Source organism: Acaryochloris sp. 'Moss Beach' (assembly GCF_021497025.1).
In the GTDB taxonomy this organism is placed as follows: domain Bacteria; phylum Cyanobacteriota; class Cyanobacteriia; order Thermosynechococcales; family Thermosynechococcaceae; genus Acaryochloris; species Acaryochloris marina_A.
In genome coordinates this window covers 4,325,930-4,344,819 of sequence record NZ_CP071717.1, presented here as the reverse complement: position 1 = coordinate 4,344,819, position 18,890 = coordinate 4,325,930, and the positions used below count along the sequence as shown (strand labels likewise).

Sequence of the window (18,890 nt, the reverse complement as noted above, 5' to 3'; positions counted from 1 at the left end):
CGACAACAAGGTTTGTGTTTCTTTTGCATTGTTTGACTGGGGCCATCCTACCTGATGAATCGACGTCGTTCTCTACCGATAGTTAGACTGGTTGCCTGTCTGGCAATTGGCATCTTTTCTCCTCCTTTGTGGCTACCGTTTACCACAGAGAAGGTTGCCCATGCCCAAGAAGCCAATGAGTGTGGGGCGATCACGAATCCTTTAACACCAGAGGAGGAAACTTACGCCCGCACCGCTTGGCAATATTTTGTCAACAACTATCAAGAATCAACGGGATTTACGAATTCATCAGGGGGATATCCCTCCGGTACCTTGTGGGACATGGGCAACTACCTCATGGCCCTCAACGCCGCTCGATGGATGAACATCATCCCCCAAGAAGAATTCGATCAGAAACTCAATAAATTCCTATCTTCACTAGCAGGGTTAACGCTGTTTGAGGATAGCTTGCCGAATAAGGTGTATAACGCCGCCGATGGAGCCATGGTGGATTATGGCAACAACCCCATCGAACGAGGGATTGGCTGGTCAGCACTAGATATTGGGCGTGTTTTGGCTGCGTTTCATGTCCTGCGGACCTGTCACCCTCAGTATGCAGATTGGTTGAAAACCATTATTGATCGTTGGGCGGTGGATCGTTCCGTTCAAGATGGCTATATGTATGGGGCTACAGTCCTTGAAGATGGCCAAACCTTGCCGGTGCAGGAAGGCCGCCTCGGGTATGAGGAATATGCATCAAGGGGATACCAACTTTGGAATTTTCAGGTTCCCAAGGCATTGTCCTTTGAACCCTACAAGATGGTTGAAATCTATGGGGTACAAATTCCTGTAGATACTCGTAATTATCAAGACACCAATGCTAATAACTATGTTGTTAGTGAGTCCTATATCTTAGACGGCATTGAATTTGGTTTCTTGGGCGACCAAATGCGGGACTATGCAGCTCGGGTCTTTGAAGTTCAGAAGCGGCGTTATCAGGCCACAGGTCAATTGACAGCCGTGACTGAAGATAACATTGATGGTCCGCCCTACTTCCTATACAACACAGTCTTTTCTAATGGAGTGGCCTGGGCCACGATCACGGAAAAAAATGAACTCCATCCCGATAAACGCAGTATTAGTACGAAAGCCGCCTTTGGTTGGCGCTATATTTTTCCAGATGATCCCTATGCTCAACAACTCTTTGAAGTAGCCAAGGGCTTAATGAGCCCGGATGGAGGGGGATTTTTCGCGGGCCAATATGAGGAGACTCAACAACCCAATCAGTCTCTGACCGGAAATACCAACGGGTTGATTATGGAAATCCTCTATTACAAGGCGAGAGGGAATCGCCCCCTAATTGGAGGGGATGGCGTTAGTGCTTCAACTGGAGCCCCTGAATCAACCGTTGTTATGGAAGGTTTTCCTGCGCCTGAAACGGCTCAAGTCCCCGCCGCCCCAGCACCCGCCCCAGCGCCAACGCCCGCTCCAGCACCTGCCCCCCGCCCCATCTCCTACACCTGCGGCGGCCCCCTGCCCCTGCCCCTGCTCCAATTTCTGCACCACCCCCCACCCCCCCCACCGATAATTCCTGCGGCGGTATTACCAACCCTTTAACACCAGAAGAAGAAACCTACGCCCGCACTGCTTGGCAATATTTTGTCAATAACTATCAAGAAGCCACTGGGTTTACCAATTCATCGGGAGGATATCCTTCTGGTACCTTGTGGGACATGGGCAACTACCTGATGGCCCTTAATGCGGCCCGGTGGATGAACCTAATCCCGCAAGATGAATTGGATCAAAAACTGAATAAGTTTTTATCCAGCCTTGCAGAACTCACCCTATTTGAAGATAGCCTGCCGAATAAGGTCTATAACGCTGCCAATGGCGACATGGTGGACTATGGTAACAACCCTATTGAACGGGGAATTGGTTGGTCGGCTCTCGATATTGGTCGAGTGCTGGCTGCTTTCCATGTCCTCCGAACCTGCCACCCCCAATATGCTGAATGGTTGCAGGCTATTGTTGATCGCTGGGCGATTGAACGTTCCATTGAAGATGGCAATATGTATGGGGCTACAGTCCTTGAAGATGGCCAAACTCTACCCGTACAAGAAGGCCGCCTAGGCTATGAAGAATATGCAGCCCGAGGATATGAGTTATGGGGGTTCTCCGTTCCGAAAGCCCTATCCTTTGAACCCTTTCAAATGGTTGAAATCTATGGGGTGCAGATCCCGGTAGATACTCGGGCATACCAGGAAACCAATGCCAATAACTATGTGGTCAGTGAATCTTATATTCTGGATGGCATTGAATTTGGTTTTCTCGGTGACCAGATGCGAGACTATGCAGCTCGGGTCCTAGAAGTTCAAAAACGTCGCTATCAGGCAACGGGGCAGTTAACGGCTGTGACTGAGGACAATATTGACGGCCCACCCTATTTTCTCTACAACACGGTTTTTTCTAATGGCGAGGCTTGGGCCACCATTACAGAAAAAAATGAACTTCATCCTGACAAGCGCAGTATTAGTACCAAGGCTGCCTTTGGTTGGCGGTATATCTTTCCCGACGAACCTTATGCGGATCAATTATTTGAAGTGGCGAAGGGCTTGATGAGTCCGGATGGGGGTGGATTTTTTGCCGGATTGTATGAGGAAACTAATGAGCCCAATCGAGCCCTGACGGGTAACACGAATGGGCTGATCATGGAGATCCTCTATTACAAAGCCAGAGGATATCGACCGCTGATTGGGGGAAATGGTGTTAATGCCTCTACTGGAAATCCCCAAAACACGATAGTTGCGGAAGGTTACCCCGCTCCAGATAATGTAGCCGCTGCTCCAGCACCCGCACCCGCTCCAGCTCCCGCTCCGGCACCCGCTCCAACTCCAGCCCCGGCACCTGCTCCAGCTCCAGCCCCGGCACCTGCTCCAGCTCCAGCCCCGGCACCCGCTCCAGCTCCAGCCCCGGCACCCGCTCCAGCCCCCAGCTCCAGCACCCGCTCCGGCTCCAACGCCTGGCCCAAGTGCAGCGCCGCCTCCTAGCCCTGTTGTTGCTCAATCTCCCACTCAGCAAACGGTATCTCAACCTAGCGCTGTTGATCCGAACCTAGTTGTTTGCTGCCAATTTATTGAAGGGGATGGCGCAAGTCCTAAATTTCCACCGGGTCAAGCTACGACATCTTTGCCTACCTCTGCGCCTGCAACAGCTCCAGCTCCTGTGGTTGCATCAGCACCGGCTCCACCCGAATCAATTGGCAAGATAGAACAGCCTGAACAGCTGAAGCAGCCTGTTCAGTTGGCTGTGGCTCCAATTCTGTCAGGTGGTAAACCCAAAAATTCTTCTGTCTGCGAAGATTTAACTCGCCGACCTCACTTGGCTGAGAAACGATATGCCAAAGCAGCCTGGAAATATTTTGAGGCCAATTATGATTCCAGTACGGGATTAGTTAGCGATCGCAGTGACATGAAAGTTGCAACCCTTTGGGGAATGGGGGATTATATCGCCGCACTCCAGGCCGCTGAATCGCTGGATGTGATTACCATCGAGGAATTTGATCAGCGGGTTCGGTTATTTTTAGGTGCAATAAAACGGCTGCCGTTACATGGTGGCGAATTGCCCCATCGTAACTATGATATCCGTACCCTAGAATCGGTTGATTATGGGATGAATCCGTCCCCAGAAGGAATTGGCTGGTCAGGTTTAGACGTGGGTCGTTTCTTGTTAGCGCTGCACAACCTCAAGGGGTGTCATAAGGGATATACCGAAATTATTGATGAGATTGTGTTGGACTGGTCGTTCCTGCGGGTCGTTCGAGATGGCCGCATTCATAGTGCTTTTGTAGAAGCAGACAGCAATGGCCGTCGCTTAATCCGAGTGAAACCAGATTCACGGTTGGGCTACGAAGAATATGCAGCCCGAGGATTTCAGCTTTGGGGCTTTGATGTGACGGAAGCGGCTGTAGGCGGGGATTATAAAACCGCAGAGTTAGAAGGGTTCCAAATTCCGATTGAGCGAGATCGTCCTCGGAAGAAACCCGATACCGATCAACAGATCGTTAGCAATCCATTTATGGTTTATGGCTTAGAGCTAGGTCTAGATCCACAAATGCGGCGATTAGTTCTACCGATGTTGCAAGCTCAACAAGAACGGTATAACCGGGAAGGGGTACTGACTGCAGCTGGAACAACCCTATCGACTAAGGCCCCTTACGTCATTCATAGCAGTCTGATGGATAAAGATAAAAAAGCTTGGGCAGCTTCAAGTGCGAACAAAGCACTCGAGTCTGAGCAACGGGTCATCAGCAGTGCTGCAGCCTTTGCCTATCACGCAATTTTTCCCGACAATGACTACGCTCAAGAGCTGTATCAGTCAGCATTAGACCTGTATAACCCCGTACTGGGTTTTTACGAAGGGGTAAACGAGCAATCGGGCCAGTCTAATCCTGGTTTTAGTGGCTCCACCAATAGTATTGTCCTGCAGTCAATCTTGTATCGTTTGCGCGATCGCCAACCGTTACTCGTCGCCGATATCTCCCGTAGCTCCCCCTGGTGGAAAGCCGTTGCCAACGAAGAAATTGGTACGGGCTTACCCCCCTACCCCCCAAACCTAAATTGCAGCTTATTACTGATTCGACCGGGACCTATTGGGGAGCCCCAAACAGCGCTCTGTCCAAAAACAATAACAAATAACTTTTCTGATAAATGGAAACTCTCCCTATAGCAATAGATGGCCTCAAGCCGACTTCACAGCGATCTCAAAATGAATGTTTTGCGAGATGTTGTGAGAATGAGCAGCTAGGTGTCAATACTCAACTTAACCGCAACGCTACTGTGGTGATTCTCAAAAATATTGTTCATAGAACCCAACATCATCACTCTTTAGTCAAGCAGTAAGGATACACAGTCTCATGACTAATGCCGTCCCCATTATTGAAAATACCCCTGCCTTTTCTGGCAATATTCGCATCAGACTCAAGGATAGAACCCTACTCTTTCGGTTTCTGGTGATCATAAACCTCATTTTTGGGGGCTGGTATTTACAGTGGCGAATCCTGAATTCGGTCAACTTCAATGCCCTATGGATAGCCATTCCGCTATTACTCGCTGAAATATATAGCTATATTGGCGGCGTCATGTTTTTTATTGGTCTGTGGCGACCCATTATCCGAGATGCCAAACCCCTCAGACAAATGCGCCCCGCTTTGCCAGAGGCTAAATGGCCGAGAGTAGATGTATTTATTACCTGCTATAACGAACCGGTTGAGATGGTTCGGGAAACGGCTAAAGCGGCCTTGAGCATGGACTATCCTGCAACAAAGCTGAAGGTCTATGTACTGGATGACGGCAACTCCCCTCAAATGCGGCAAATGTCGGAGCAATTATGTATTGGGGATTTGCAAACACCACAACTTCGTGCGGCAGCGGATGAGATCAACTCGCAACGTCTACACCTCAAAGCGCAGCTGCAGCATCTCCAGAGTCTCGTCTCAGAAATTGCTGCCGGAGAGGAGCAATTAAAGTCTCATACCTTAACCCTAGAAACCAAACGGGAAAACGCCCAGGCGGCCCTGGACTGGTTTGGGCAGCTTCAGCAGCCTCACATTCCCATGAAACCTTGGTTAGAGCTGCAAACGGTATTGGGTGAGGGTGTGGATAATGTCTTGAAATATGCCCATAAGGATCTGCCCCACACCACGCCGATTGACTTGGAGCTCAACATTTCCAGTAATGTTTTAGTACTGCAAATTTGGGACCGAGGTCCAGGTCTAGACAACCCTGACAAAATTTTCAAATCTCTGGAAGATGTGGATCTGATGGATGAAGGGGGGAGAGGCTTTGGCATCATGAGCCAATTCACTGACTTTGTCAGCTATAACCCCACTCCCGATAAACGTCAGTGTTTAATTGCCATCAAGTTCTTTGCGCCAGAAGCAACTGGCGTTCAAGATCAAAATCAGCAGTTAGTGGGTTATCTCCATAGCCTCCAACAGAGTACCCGTCTGCTCAATCATCAATATGGCTCAGTGGCTGACTATCTAAAAGCAGAAGTCAAGGTCTTACAGCGCACCATTGAGCAAAAAGAACAGGAATTAGTTGACCTAGCGCGCAGCCGATATATTGCCCGTCCTAAGCCTAAAGGGAAACCCCATCATGCTAAAGCAGGCAATATTAACTATGCCTTGTTTTCTGGAGAAACAACCGGCGATCTGATCTTGACCCTAGATGCCGACCATATTCCTAAACCTCATTTTCTTCAGCGAGCACTGCCCTATTTCTTTGATTACAGTATGCAAGAGGGGGCATACAAAGACAGCGATATTGCCTTTGTCCAAACCCCACAAGACTTCTATAATCTTCCTCCCGGTGACCCTTTCGGTCATCAAGCTCGATTGTTCTATGGTCCAATTCAACAGGGCAAGGATGGCATGAGTTCAGCCTTTTACACGGGCACAAATGCTGTTTTACGTCGCGAAGCATTGGTTACCACCGGGCTACAAAATTTCGCGGATGAATATATCGCCGATCAAAAACGCCTAGAGGAGTTTGAGTTGGTGGGGGGTGTCTCCAGTGCCAGTATTACGGAAGACATGAATACAGCCATGCGACTCCATGCTGCAGGATGGAAGTCAGTGTATCACCATGAAGTATTAGCGGTTGGCTTAGCACCAGATGACCTGAGCTCTACCCTAAAACAGCGACTTCGATGGGCACAGGGCACTGTTCAGGTCCTGTTGCAAGAAAATCCCCTTGCCAAAAAAGGTCTTACCGTTTGGCAGCAGCTGCAATATTTCCAGACCATGTATAGTTACTTCTCTGGATTTTTTACCCTGATCTTCATTGCTTGTCCGCTGATTTACTTTTTTACTGAAGCAATACCCGTACAGACCTATGGCTTGGCGTTTGCCATCCATTTTGTACCTGCCTTCATTCTCAACCGGATTACCTTTATGGCCGCCGCTTGGGGCATTAAGAAGAATGAGTTATGGCGAGCAGAACAATTTGCCATCGCCCTCTTCCCACTCTTTATTAAGGCAGTTTGGAGTGTATTCACAGGTAGGCCAGTTAAGTTTCAAGTCACTCCTAAACAACGTCAATCTGGCATGTATGTTGGCCTGGTGATACCTCAGATCACGGTTGTTGTTCTGACTGTATTAGGACTTTCCGTGAGTCTAATTCGATATGCAATGGGTGATTTAGATAACCCTGGCCTTCATCTTCTTAACTCTGCTTGGGCCATTTATAATGTTTCTCTGATTTGGGCTTTGATCAAAGCTGCTATCTGGCAACCCCCCACAGCAAAATCAGCATCTGCTGAGCTAGTTAATACCTGAAGGTAAATCAAGTATATGTTGCTGCTCGATCGCCTTTTTCTTAGGACTTCATGCTAGCTTGGCGAATGCTGTGAGCTGATGAATTGTTTTATGATCAATGGCAAGTGTCTTGCTGCAGAATTACTAACCCTTGTCCATATTGAGACCCATAGTTTTCAGGGGGGCTACTTAAGTACCTAAACCATACCTCCTAAAGGCTTATAGGCATCTCATAAAACTCTTGCTTTCAAGCTGGACGAGGTTTATGTCCTGCTTGCCCACTTTATAGCAATAATACTCTCAAGACTTTATCTGTCCTATTTTGGTTGATGAATATAGGTGAATTAAACCTATATTCCAGAGCCATATTTACATTCTTATATATAGTTTTAATTGCTGTTTACAGTAGTTGGAATAGCACAAGAAAAGTTTTTCAGATAGATTTCAATAGTAAGATACCAGGAAATCTTTGATGATTTTTTGAGGTTTTTGTGCGTATTTAAACTTTAATTGATCAAAAAATATAAATTTCAGGCATTTATCTATATAGGAATATATTGAAATTATATTTACAAAGACAAGGCACCTGAAATTTATATACATACACCGACAATCCCGAACAAATAAAGTCACATATGTATCAAAGGATAAATTTATTAAATTTAAGTGTTAGAGGGTACTACAAAACAAAAACGTTTTTTATTTATCAGAATATTTATTTATTGAATACGAAAAATAATTGTGTTTCTTCTTTTTAGAGGCAGAAAAAAGTATAGCAATTCAAACGAAACTTACATTTGATTCATACTAAATCAGACTTTATCTTACCGTCCTGCTAAGGCTAAGGGCCTACAATAGGATTACATTCATAATTATTACTTTTGTATCAATTAATACTACTGAGATAGCTATGAGTTTGTTACTCCTAAGAAAATGCGACAAAAAGTAGTCGAATTTTAGGCTATGGATTTAGGATTAGCTCCCATTCTGAAAACAAGGAAGATATTATTAGTATATAAAGCATTTTTACGCTTAATCCAGAGCTAGAAACGTTATAGAGTCTCGTGTAGCTTCTAACACTAAATTTTATCAAAATCATAAGAAAACCAAATTAATGGTCATCCAGTTGATTCAAGTCACATTCAGTCTTCCCCTTACCTCATATGCTTCTTAAAGGCTTGTTCTTGAGCGCCTATTGCTATCAAACAATGTGATCACATTTTTCTTAGAACGGCCTAGCCGCCTTGTGTATTCAAGTTCATGTGATCTGAGTCAATTGCAACCCCCCACAAACAGGTTATTCTAAAGATATATGAAATTTTACTAAGCCCTCATTCCTTGGTATCTGCAGTCTGACTTGAAACTCAGGCGATGTAAAAAGTTTGGCATTAGTTTAAGTTCTTTACTTACCCCCCTAAAAGGCGATGAAACCTAGCCCTAACTCAAAAATGACGAGACTACAGCGACTGGAGACCGTTAAGGAAACTCCTACTCCAGCGCTAACTCTCCTTCCTCAATCTTTTCAAGCAGGTGTAGAAGAAGAAGGAGGTCTGAATCTTGGCCAGCTTTTTGGGGCTATTCGTCGGCGCTTCCCCGTGGTCGTTTTAGTGACCGCTGCTGTTGCCGTTTCAACTTTATATTGGAGCCGGACGCGACCATCTTCTTACCAAGGTCAATTTCGCATCCTGATTGAGCCTGTCACGGCTGAAAGTGAGGTTGTGTCTTCACTTAGCGGCAACAATACCTCAGTTCAGGATCAAGGCTTAGGAAACTCTCAGGCTTCCCAAACGGTTCTGGATTATCCTACACAGATCCAAATCCTTCTGAGTCCTCAAATTCTCCAGCCCATTGCGGACAAATTGAGCCCTCAGTATCCCAACTTGTCTTACAAAAAGTTGGCAAAAAATTTAACCATTGAGCGAGTTGCTGAGAACAAAGCTCCAACCAAAATCTTGTCAGTTAGCCTTGATGCTGCCGATCCTGAGTCTGCGAAAGTTATTGCCGCTGAAGTGGCTCAGCAATACACAGACTACAGTGTCAGTGAACGACAAACAAATTTGGGCAGAGCGATTCAGTTTGTTGATCGAGAACTCCCTAAAGCTGAGGGCCAAGTCCGTCAATTTGAGCAACTTTTGCAGCGGTTCCGTGAACAATATCAGCTCCTCGACCCTGCGACCTTCGGTGGGCAGGTTTCCTCTCAAGCTGGTGCCATTCAAGGCCAATTAGCTGAAAACCAAATTCAGCTCATGGAGACTCGGCAGCTGTATACAACATTGCAACAGCAACTGAAACTGACTCCATCAGGTGCTGAAGCTGCAACTGTTCTGACCGAATCGCCCAGCTATCAGAAATTGCGGACGCAATTGCAAGAAATTGAGTCTCAACTCGCCATTCGGTCGGCGGAACTCACCAGTAATCACCCTGAAGTCGTAGATTTACGAGAACAGCGTAATAAGCTGTTGCCTTTAATCAACCAAGCGGCCCGCAATAGCCTAGGCCGAAATTTGTCCAGTACGATTCCTGATACTGCAGCACTCCCTTATCAAAACTCCCTCCGGAAGGGGATGAGTCAGCAATTTGTTGATGCTTCGGTACAGCTGCAAGTTTTAGAAGCAAAACGACAGGGGATTCTGAGAGCCCAAACGTCTCTACAACAGAAAATGGGGCAACTGCCTGCCATTACCCGCCAATACGAAAACCTGCAGCGGAAACTTCAGATTGCCAATGATACGTATCGCAAATTTCTGGAGAAGCGAGAAGAACTCTTAATTAATGCTGCGAGAAATGAGGTGCCCTGGGAGTTGTTAGGGGAGCCTAATGTAGCAACTATTACCGATGCTAATCTACCGCGTGACTTGGCTTTAGGCACTATGCTGGGGCTCTTACTCGGTGTTGGCATTGCAATTCTTCTTGACAGAACCAATGATGCCATACACTCCTTGCAGGATCTTCGAGCTGAATTAAAGCGTCCTATCCTAGGTATCATCCCTCAGCAAAAGCAGCTAGAAGAAACTCCCTTTCTGTCTTCGGAAGGTGACTTCCTTAAGAGTGAAATGGGACTCGCTCTGCTTGAGCAAAAGGAACAGCCTTCATTGCTGAATAACGAGCAATTCTCTTTGGCTAGTTTGAGTAACTTTGCCAATAACAAGAAAGCCTCAGAGTACTCCTATTCACCATTCTTGGAGGCCTTCCGCTCCCTTTACTCTCAATTGCACCTCCTTAATCCTGACTTACCGATTTCTTCTCTGGTTATTTCATCCTGCTCACCCCAGGAAGGGAAATCGACTACCTCGATGCACCTTGCTCAGGCGGCAGCAGCCATGGGAAGAAGAGTCTTGTTGGTCGATGCTGATTTGCGGGCTCCCAGTCTTAGCCGCGTTCTCAATTTACCCAACAGCCCTGGATTGAGTGATCTGATGGCAACGGAAGGCAATCTTCAGTCCACGATTCATCCACTACCGGGTACAGAGAACCTCTTTGTCCTGACGGCAGGGATGTTGCCGTCCGATCCGACTCGCATCTTGGCATCTCAAAAGATGCAGAAGCTGATGGGCGTGTTTGCTGAACAGTTTGATTTAATCATTTACGACTGCCCACCCTTAAACCTCGCGGATCCAACGATTATTGCGCCTCAAACAGATGGCTTAATGGTGGTTGCACATCTAGGGAGTGTTCCCAGAAGCCTCCTGAAGGAAAGTCTCCGCATGCTAGAAATTGCTCAAATTCCTATCTTGGGCGTTGTTGCCAACGGGATTAAGAACTAAGGGTTACCTAGCTTTCAATTCTGTTTGAGCATTGAGGCTGAGGGAAGCGATTTAGATGAATTGAACGATAGCGCCTTGTCTATCTAGACTTAGAACCTGAGTTTTTACTGAAAGGTTGGCTGTTTGCCACTGGTTGCGGATGGCAGATGCGATCGCATCTGCCGTTTCGCTATCACCCAGTGCCAAAAGGGTCGGACCAGCCCCACTGATGACCAGGCCGTAGGCCCCAGCATCTAGGGCAGCCTTATAAGCCTCTGCAAATCCAGGAATTAGCTTCAGCCGATAGGGTTGGTGCAATTTATCATCAAGGGCCGTTTTGAGGAGGGTTGGATCGGCTTGCTCTAACCCTTTCATCAAAAAGCCGAGATGAGCCATATTAAAAATCGCATCACCATACCCACAGGTCTCGGGTAGAGCATTGCGAGCCAGATCGGTCTTTAGTTCAAAGTCCGGTATGGCGACAATGGGAACCACCTCGGGGGACCAATCTATCGGGCAGACTTGCCATTTGTCATCCAAGTCTTTGGCGGCGAGACAGCAACCTCCCACCAGGGCAGGTACGACATTATCTGGGTGGCCTTCTAGGTCAATGGCTAGCTGCAGTAATTCTGATTGGCCTAAAGGTTGGTGGGCCAGTTCATTGGCTCCTATCAGACCCGCAATAATGGCTGTGGCGGAGCTGCCTAATCCTCTCGCTTGGGGAATATCTAAATGGATATCAATTTCGATGGCGGGTGGTGTTTGACCTAGATGCTGATACGTGGCCGCAAATGCTCGATAGACCAGGTTTTGGGCATCTGTCGGGAGTTGATCAGCACCAGTTCCTGTAGCCCGGATGATGGGCGATTCAGAATGATCTGGAAGACGGGTAAATTGAAAACGATTGTAGAGAGAGAGGGCTGCCCCTAAACAGTCGAAGCCTGGACCAATATTGGCTGTAGTCGCAGGGACCTGGAGGGTTAGTGTTTGTATATTCGACATGGGGAGGGAGCGCCGAGAAGGTGAAAGATAGAGAGGGGCTGGAGAACGGGACTTCCTGCCGTCTTGTAGACTGATATATAGTAACTTCTCACAGAATCGTTCTAGATCAGAGAAATAGAGTTTAGTTTTTTCTTCCAGTTCGGTCTCCCTTTTATAGTCTTGTTAATCAATGCAAAACTTTAGAAGATCCATTCCCTTGTCCCTCATGTCTTAACCATCGTTGATGTGGTTTAATCACGATCCTGCTAAGCGTTGGCAGCCTGTCCAGACCAGAGGGGCAGCCCATCCCGTCAATCAAACTTGTTTAGAGAATGGATTAACGGTTCTGCATCAATACCTACCGTTCACGCCAGTCGTGACCGTTGATATTTGGGTCAATGCAGGGGTCACCAGGGAGCCTGAGGCAGTACCTGGATTGGCTCATGTTTTAGAGCATATGATTTTCAAGGGTACTGAAACCGTCTCACCCCAAGAATTTGATCGGCTGCTGGAGTGCCAGGGTGGAATAGTCAATGCGGCCACGGGCTATGATTATGCTCATTTCTACATGGTGACCTTAGCAGATCAGCTTGAACCTTGCTTTGCACAGCTGGCTGAACTTTTAATCCATGCAGCGGTTCCTGAAGCTGAATTTAAGCAGGAACAAGAAATCATCCGTACAGAAATTGATCAAGCCTATGACAATCCCGACTGGGTAGTCTATCAATCGGTGCGTCAACTCGTCTTTCCCAACCATCCCTATGGGCGTCCAGTGCTGGGTTTGGCAGAATTGCCCCCGTTTCTCTCTGCGGCCCATGTACGGGACTTTCACCATCAGCTTTATCAGCCCGAGAATATGACGATCGTCTTGGTGGGCGATCTGACCCATGAACAAGCCATAGACCTGGTACATCGGCATTGTGATTGGCCCCATACCCCTGCTTCTAGAGACCTGCTGTCATCCCCCAGCCCTCTGAACCCTGTGGACCAACGCCGTTACCATGCCATGGAAACCCCAGGGATCGACCAAGCCCGGTTGACCATAGCCTGGTTAGGACCGGGTGTAACCGAGAAAGAACAGGGGTATGGATTTGACCTGTTGTCGGTGATATTAACTGGAGGACGCACATCTCGGTTGGTCTCAGATTTATTAGAACAACGAGGCTGGATTTATGATGTCCACAGTGAATTTTTTCTGCAGCGAGAAGGGGGATGTTTCACAATCTCTGTTTGGCTAGATCCGAAGTATCTAGAGGTGGTAGAAACGGTCATTCGTGAGCATATGTATCAGTTGGGGGAAATCCCCATTCCAGAGGTCGAGCTGCATCGATGTCAGCAATTGGTGGTCAACGACTTTATCTTTGGGACAGAAATGGTCAATCAGTTGGCCGGATTATATGGGTATTACAGTATATTGGGCGAATTGGAACAAGCCTTTACCTATCCACGGCTGATTCAGGCCATTGACCCCAAAACCTTGCAAACGCTTGCCCAAAAATACCTTTCCCCTAGCCACTACGCGATTACTACGTTGCAACCCTGCTCTTATTGAATGCTGCCTCTTCCCTCTCCCATTACTTCAGTTCCCGTCACTTCAGGGTTACTCTGCCAGAAGTTTGCGTTAGCCAATGGGCTGGTGGTGCTGATCACAGAGAACCCCATTGCTGATATTGTTTCGGCTCGCATTTTTGTCGGGGCAGGCAATACTCGTGAACCCTTGGGGCAGGCTGGAGTAGCCTATTTGATGGCGGCCACCCTCACCAAAGGGACGCACCGATTGTCCTCGGCTGAAATTGCCGAACAGGTGGAATCGGTCGGGGCCAGTCTAGGGGTAGAACGAGCGCCTGACTATTTCTTACTCAGCCTAAAAACCGTTTCTGAAGATTTCTTAGATATTCTGTCCCTGGCGGCTGAGTTACTCCAGCATCCCTCTTTCCCCACCTCTGAAGTGGAGTTAGAAAAGAAGTTGGCTCTGCAATCGATTCGCTCTCAGCAAGAGCAGCCCTTTACCTTGGCTCTGAAGGGGCTCAGACAGTCCCTTTTTCCCCCAGGCCATCCCTACACTCAAATCGGACCAGGAGACCCTGACCAGATTGCTCAGCTTCAACCTGCTGATCTGCATCAGTATCATCAGACCTATTTTCGGCCTGACAATATGGTGATTAGTCTTTCAGGTAATTTGAAGGCTTTGGAGGCAGTGCAATATTGTCAACAGGTGTTGGGAGATTGGCCAGTCCCTAAGCAGCCATTGCTTCCACCTGTTGGGTTACAGCCAGTGGCGAAGACGCCTGCCTCGACGGGGCCTAGCTCAAATATTTCCATAACGACACAACCGAGCCAGCAGAGTATTGTGATGTTGGGGCATCTCGCCCCTTCTGTGCAGGAGCCGGACTATGCTGCACTGAAATTGCTGTATACCTACCTCTGTAGCGGCCTGTCTAGTCGGTTGTTTGTGGAACTGCGAGAAAAGCAGGGATTGGCCTATGAGGTGTCGGGTTTCTATCCCACTCGCTTAGGGCCATCGCATTTTGTCGTGTATTTGGGGACGGCTGCGGACAATACTGAGATCGCACTGGCGAAACTCCAAGCTGAAATTGATCGCCTCAGCCAACAGCCCCTGGCAACCGAAGAGCTAGAAACAGCCAAGAGTAAGCTCCTAGGACAATATGTCTTGGGCAAACAAAGTAATGCTCAATTGGCTCATCTGATGGGCTGGTACGAAGCCTTGGGATTAGGTATTCACTATGATCAGAATTTCCCCAAACAGATTGCCAGTTTAGATGTTGAAGCCGTCTATCAGGCTGCTTGTCAGCACCTACAGCAATCCCATATTTCCTTGGTTGGGTCGGACACTGCTGTGCAACCGTGGCTAGCTCCCTCCTAATCGGCGGAGTCTACTTTTTCTAAATATTGACTGCTGAGTAAATAAGCCCCATTCTCCATGCGCACACTCCAGTAATCACCTGGTTCTCGACTGAGAACTGTGCCTTCTTCACCCACATGGATTACATCTGGAGGCCGTAACATCGGCATCGGCTCAGCGGTTTTGACATAGGGTGGGAGGGAAACAATGCGAATGCGATCGCCAATATCAATAGATTCAGACATAGTTAAGGACAATTTCTTGAGTATGAATGGTCAACCGAGATAGAAAATTGACCCTTAGGTTAAGACTATCTCGAAATTTAAGGTAAGCCTCTCAGTACAGGACAAAAACTTGAAAGCGTAGACAGAGATAGGGTTCCATGGAGATAACTACCCCTCACAATGAAACCCTATGAATCAGGTTACTCTTCTTCGTCAAACCTTGCAGCCCCACTTGCGATGGCATGGTGCTCGATTGAGCTTTGTCGCCTTATTTTTGATAGCCCTGTTTCGGGTAAAGACCGTCAACCTTTCAGAATTGGCGACAGGATTTAGAGGTAAAGCGACTCAAGACGCTCACTACAAACGCTTACAACGATTCTTCCGTAATTTTGAGCTAGATTACTACGACGGGCGCTTTCGGCAGTCGTGGGAGACCTGAATTTACCTCGTTGGGACATGGGGGAATAAGGTATCAAAGCGTTGATTCACCCAATCCAATCTCAGGTGAAGGAGATGATTGAATCCATCCTCACTCCATCGCATCCCCACTCCCTTAAAGCGCTTTTGAATCAGCCACTTGCAAGCACTCTCAATCATGCCACTGCCAAGTGGACATTGGTCCTTCTCAAAATCCTGATAGCGGATATGTCGATGATGGGTTTGGAAATAAGTGTGCACCTGGATAAGTGTCTCTAAATCTTTGCCCTGCGGAATATCTGTAGTGACCAGGGCAGTCAAGGATTTAAGTACAGCGTGATGTTGCCCATGTCTGAGTAGAGACCGCCAGTTCTTGAACCAATTTTTAGCCTCAGGGGACCGACAATCGAATAAGGCTGCAGTCGCTCGCCACAGATGTCCAGCGGCATGATAGAAATCGAGAATACCCATCGCACAATGGGCAAAGCACTGACGGTAGACCCGCCAGAATCCCCGTCCGCCATCACTCAACCAAATGACTTGGGGAGCAGTGTCAATGGATTGTCGTTGAGCCTCCATCTGCATGAGAGGAATAAAGGTATCAATATCCCCCAAAACAGCTACTAATCGACGATGACATAATCGAGTCACTTGTTTTCCAGACCGGGTTAGATGCTGTCCTAAGCGAGCAAATAGACCGACCTTCACTTCCCGCCATCGAGTTTTACCTTTAGCGGTTTTAGGCTTCGGTCGAAAAGGCACCATCACCCCATCAGCAGCAATAGCAAGACGGAGCATGGCGGTCATCTCCTCCAAGGTGTCTGGTGACAGACATACTCCTCGGAGGAACTGCTCTAGTTGTTGTTTTAATCGGGATTGAGACTGTTGTCCATAATGCGCAACCCAAGACCACAAGGTACTCGCACTCACCGCTATTCCGGTACATTGATGCAGCATCCAACTCGATAGTTCATAGGGCATGACAATACTCATCAAGCATCCCAAACGTATCAGTTCTTCACTACTCGATTGATAAGGAGCAATACCCAACGCTTGATCTAAGGGCACACTGAGACTCACCTTACAGGTTTGATTGGGGCAACGCCCGACTCTTCGCTTTCAGGCGATCTGACCCACCAGCGTCTTCATCTGGCGAGACCGAAATCCTTTGGAGCGAATATGTCGTCCACAGACTGAACAATCTGGCCAAATCGTGGGAAATTGCGCACGAGTATTGAGTGCTTTCTCTAAGGTCAGGCGGGCAAACAGGAGTCCTAATTGCAGAGCAATGAGAACCATCGCAGACAGATTACTGGCTTGGTGCAATTGCTGGCAGTAGGATGACCAGTCTGCATGTTCTGGATATAGAGCCTCTAATTGGGGTAAAGTCATGGTGCTTTTTTGAATGGGGTCGGGATCATTATCTCGTCCCTTTTTCTTGAAGAGTACCCCTCCTACATCCTTCAAAAGCGCCCTACTACGACTTTGCCCATACCGTCGTGTCCTTGATGGACATCCCTGAACCTTGGGTCCTCAGTATTGACCGCACCCAATGGCAATTTGGTTCAGTCGTGTTCAATATCCTGACACTAGGAATTGTTCATGAGGGTGTAGCTTTTCCAGTGCTGTGGTGGATGCTAGATAAGAAGGGCAATTCCAACACTCAAGAACGCATAGAGCTCTTGGATGAATGGCAACAGTTGTTTCCCCAGAGACAGGTCCAGTGCTTGACGGCAGACCGAGAGTTTATGGGAGAACAGTGGTTTGAATATCTGCTCAAGCAAACTCGCATGCCTTTCCGAATTCGCATTCGTGAAAGTGACAAACTCTCCAAGGGGCGAACAGGTCTCAAAGGTAAGGTTGTTTTTGCCCATTTGAAACCCAACCAGACTCAGGTACTCAAGAATCGTCGATGCTTATGGGGCCATTGGGTTTATGTTGCTGCACTCAAGCTTGAGGATGGGAAGCTACTAATTGTTGCGACGGCTCATGCACCTAAAACTGCGATCTCTGATTATGCACATCGGTGGGGGATTGAAACCCTCTTTGGCATTTTCAAAACCCGTGGATTTTGTCTCGAATCTACCCATCTACAAGATGTAGAGCGGCTCAGTAAGTTATTCGCATTGCTGACTTTGGCCCTGTGCTGGGCATTTCGCACTGGACAATGGTTGCATCAACTCAAGCCTCTTAAGCTCAAGAAACATGGCAGGAGAACCAAAAGCATCTTTCGTTATGGCTTTGACCATCTACGAGGCATTGTTCTCAATCTTGACCAGAGAGCAGATGAGTTCCGGGAGGTGTTACCGTTTTTGTCCTGTACTTAGGGTAAGCCTATACAATCGAGAAGCACTTTTAACCGCATCAGAAGGACATGACCGATGCCTGTTGAGTCTTCCAAGCTGCTGGATGGCAAGGGACTAGCCCAAAAAATTCAAGGGGAGCTGACCGCCCAAATCCAAATTTTGCAAGCCGAAATAGGTCGTCCGCCCGGATTAGCTGTTCTGATGGTGGGAGATAACCCGGCGAGTGCAGCCTATGTTCGCAATAAAGAGCGGGCCTGCGAACGGCTAGGGATTGCTTCTTTTGGTCATCATTTCCCTACAGAGGTGGCCTTTGATGAAGTGAAGCAAACGATTCATGACTTAAATGCTAATCCTCAAGTCGATGGCATTCTGGTGCAGTTGCCCTTGCCCCCCCATTTAGATTCCACGGCCCTACTCTACGAGATCGATCCGGATAAAGATGTAGATGGTTTACATCCCTTAAGTTTAGGACGACTGGTGCGTGGTGAGTCTGGGTTGCGCAGCTGTACCCCCGCAGGGGTGATGCGATTGTTAGCTGCCTATGATGTTGAGTTGTCAGGTAAGCATGCGGTGGTCATTGGCCGCAGTATTTTGGTGGGCAAACCTGTATCTCTGATGCTGTTGGCAGCCAATGCCACAGTGACGATGGCCCATTCTCGCACCCCTGATTTAGCCGCTGTTACCCGCACTGCTGACGTGTTGGTGGCGGCTGTCGGCAAGCCAGGACTGATTACGGCAGATATGGTCAAACCTGGGGCTGTCGTGATTGATGTGGGGATTAGCCGACAAGAGGTTGAGGGGAAAGCCCGATTAGTGGGGGATGTAGAGTTTGCCTCAGTTCAGCCTCAAAGTTCATTGATTACTCCTGTACCGGGGGGCGTGGGTCCGATGACTGTATCCATGCTTTTGGAGAATACGGTGTGGAGTTATAGGCAACGGCACAAAGGATCATACAATAGTTGAACTAGCCTCATGGTTGAGATCGCACTGAATCACTGCTGTCAACAACTAGAGGGCTTTTTTTGCCCGACTTAGAGTGACCATTTCATCGTCAAAGATCAC

The 18,890-nt window shown here is 47.9% G+C and carries 9 protein-coding genes and 3 pseudogenes; 9 read left to right on the top strand and 3 right to left on the bottom strand.

All coding sequences use genetic code 11. The features are described from left to right. Positions 1-54: 54 nt before the first annotated feature. From HRE53_RS35240 to HRE53_RS20485, 4 genes and pseudogenes are all read left to right on the top strand, one after another. Positions 55-3,026: pseudogene (locus tag HRE53_RS35240) on the top strand (DUF3131 domain-containing protein). Between the two features lie 139 nt (positions 3,027-3,165). After that, positions 3,166-4,704: a DUF3131 domain-containing protein gene (locus tag HRE53_RS20495; protein WP_235107742.1), complete on the top strand. Its 1,539-nt coding sequence runs from the start codon at positions 3,166-3,168 to the stop codon at positions 4,702-4,704. A gap of 187 nt (positions 4,705-4,891) precedes the next feature. Further along, on the top strand, positions 4,892-7,315 hold the full coding sequence (locus tag HRE53_RS20490; RefSeq protein ID WP_212665075.1) for a glycosyltransferase family 2 protein: 2,424 nt from the start codon (positions 4,892-4,894) through the stop codon (positions 7,313-7,315). 1,403 nt (positions 7,316-8,718) lie between these two features. After that, positions 8,719-11,058 carry a tyrosine-protein kinase domain-containing protein gene (locus HRE53_RS20485; RefSeq protein WP_212665073.1) on the top strand — a complete coding sequence of 780 codons (2,340 nt, stop codon included), beginning with the start codon at positions 8,719-8,721 and terminating at the stop codon, positions 11,056-11,058. A gap of 51 nt (positions 11,059-11,109) precedes the next feature. Here HRE53_RS20485 and thrB read toward each other — a convergent pair whose 3' ends face one another. Beyond that, a complete protein-coding gene (gene thrB, locus HRE53_RS20480) occupies positions 11,110-12,039 on the bottom strand; it encodes a homoserine kinase (protein WP_235107741.1) in 930 nt (309 codons plus the stop codon). A 223-nt stretch (positions 12,040-12,262) separates the two neighbouring features. Between thrB and HRE53_RS20475 the strand changes: the two genes are divergently transcribed. Further along, the gene (locus HRE53_RS20475; RefSeq protein WP_235111185.1) at positions 12,263-13,570 is read left to right on the top strand and encodes a pitrilysin family protein; all 1,308 of its coding nucleotides are present in this window, start codon (positions 12,263-12,265) and stop codon (positions 13,568-13,570) included. Next, positions 13,571-14,902 carry a pitrilysin family protein gene (locus tag HRE53_RS20470; RefSeq protein WP_235107740.1) on the top strand — a complete coding sequence of 444 codons (1,332 nt, stop codon included), beginning with the start codon at positions 13,571-13,573 and terminating at the stop codon, positions 14,900-14,902. Here HRE53_RS20470 and sipA read toward each other — a convergent pair. Continuing rightward, positions 14,899-15,126 carry a regulatory protein SipA gene (gene sipA, locus HRE53_RS20465; protein WP_212665069.1) on the bottom strand — a complete coding sequence of 76 codons (228 nt, stop codon included), beginning with the start codon at positions 15,124-15,126 and terminating at the stop codon, positions 14,899-14,901. The two genes, HRE53_RS20470 and sipA, sit on opposite strands and share 4 nt — an antisense overlap. 169 nt (positions 15,127-15,295) lie before the next feature. Here sipA and HRE53_RS20460 point away from each other — a divergent pair. After that, positions 15,296-15,508: pseudogene (locus tag HRE53_RS20460) on the top strand (IS4 family transposase); the annotation flags it as partial. 38 nt (positions 15,509-15,546) lie between these two features. Here the strand turns inward: HRE53_RS20460 and HRE53_RS20455 are convergent. Then, positions 15,547-16,914: pseudogene (locus tag HRE53_RS20455) on the bottom strand (ISKra4 family transposase). Positions 16,915-17,030: 116 nt separating this feature from the next. Between HRE53_RS20455 and HRE53_RS20450 the strand changes: the two are divergent. Next, positions 17,031-17,849: an IS4 family transposase gene (locus HRE53_RS20450; RefSeq protein WP_255801490.1), complete on the top strand. Its 819-nt coding sequence runs from the start codon at positions 17,031-17,033 to the stop codon at positions 17,847-17,849. 54 nt (positions 17,850-17,903) lie between these two features. Further along, positions 17,904-18,791 (top strand): bifunctional methylenetetrahydrofolate dehydrogenase/methenyltetrahydrofolate cyclohydrolase FolD, encoded by an 888-nt coding sequence (gene folD, locus HRE53_RS20445; protein WP_212665068.1) that lies wholly within the window; start codon positions 17,904-17,906, stop codon positions 18,789-18,791. Positions 18,792-18,890: the final 99 nt, after the last annotated feature.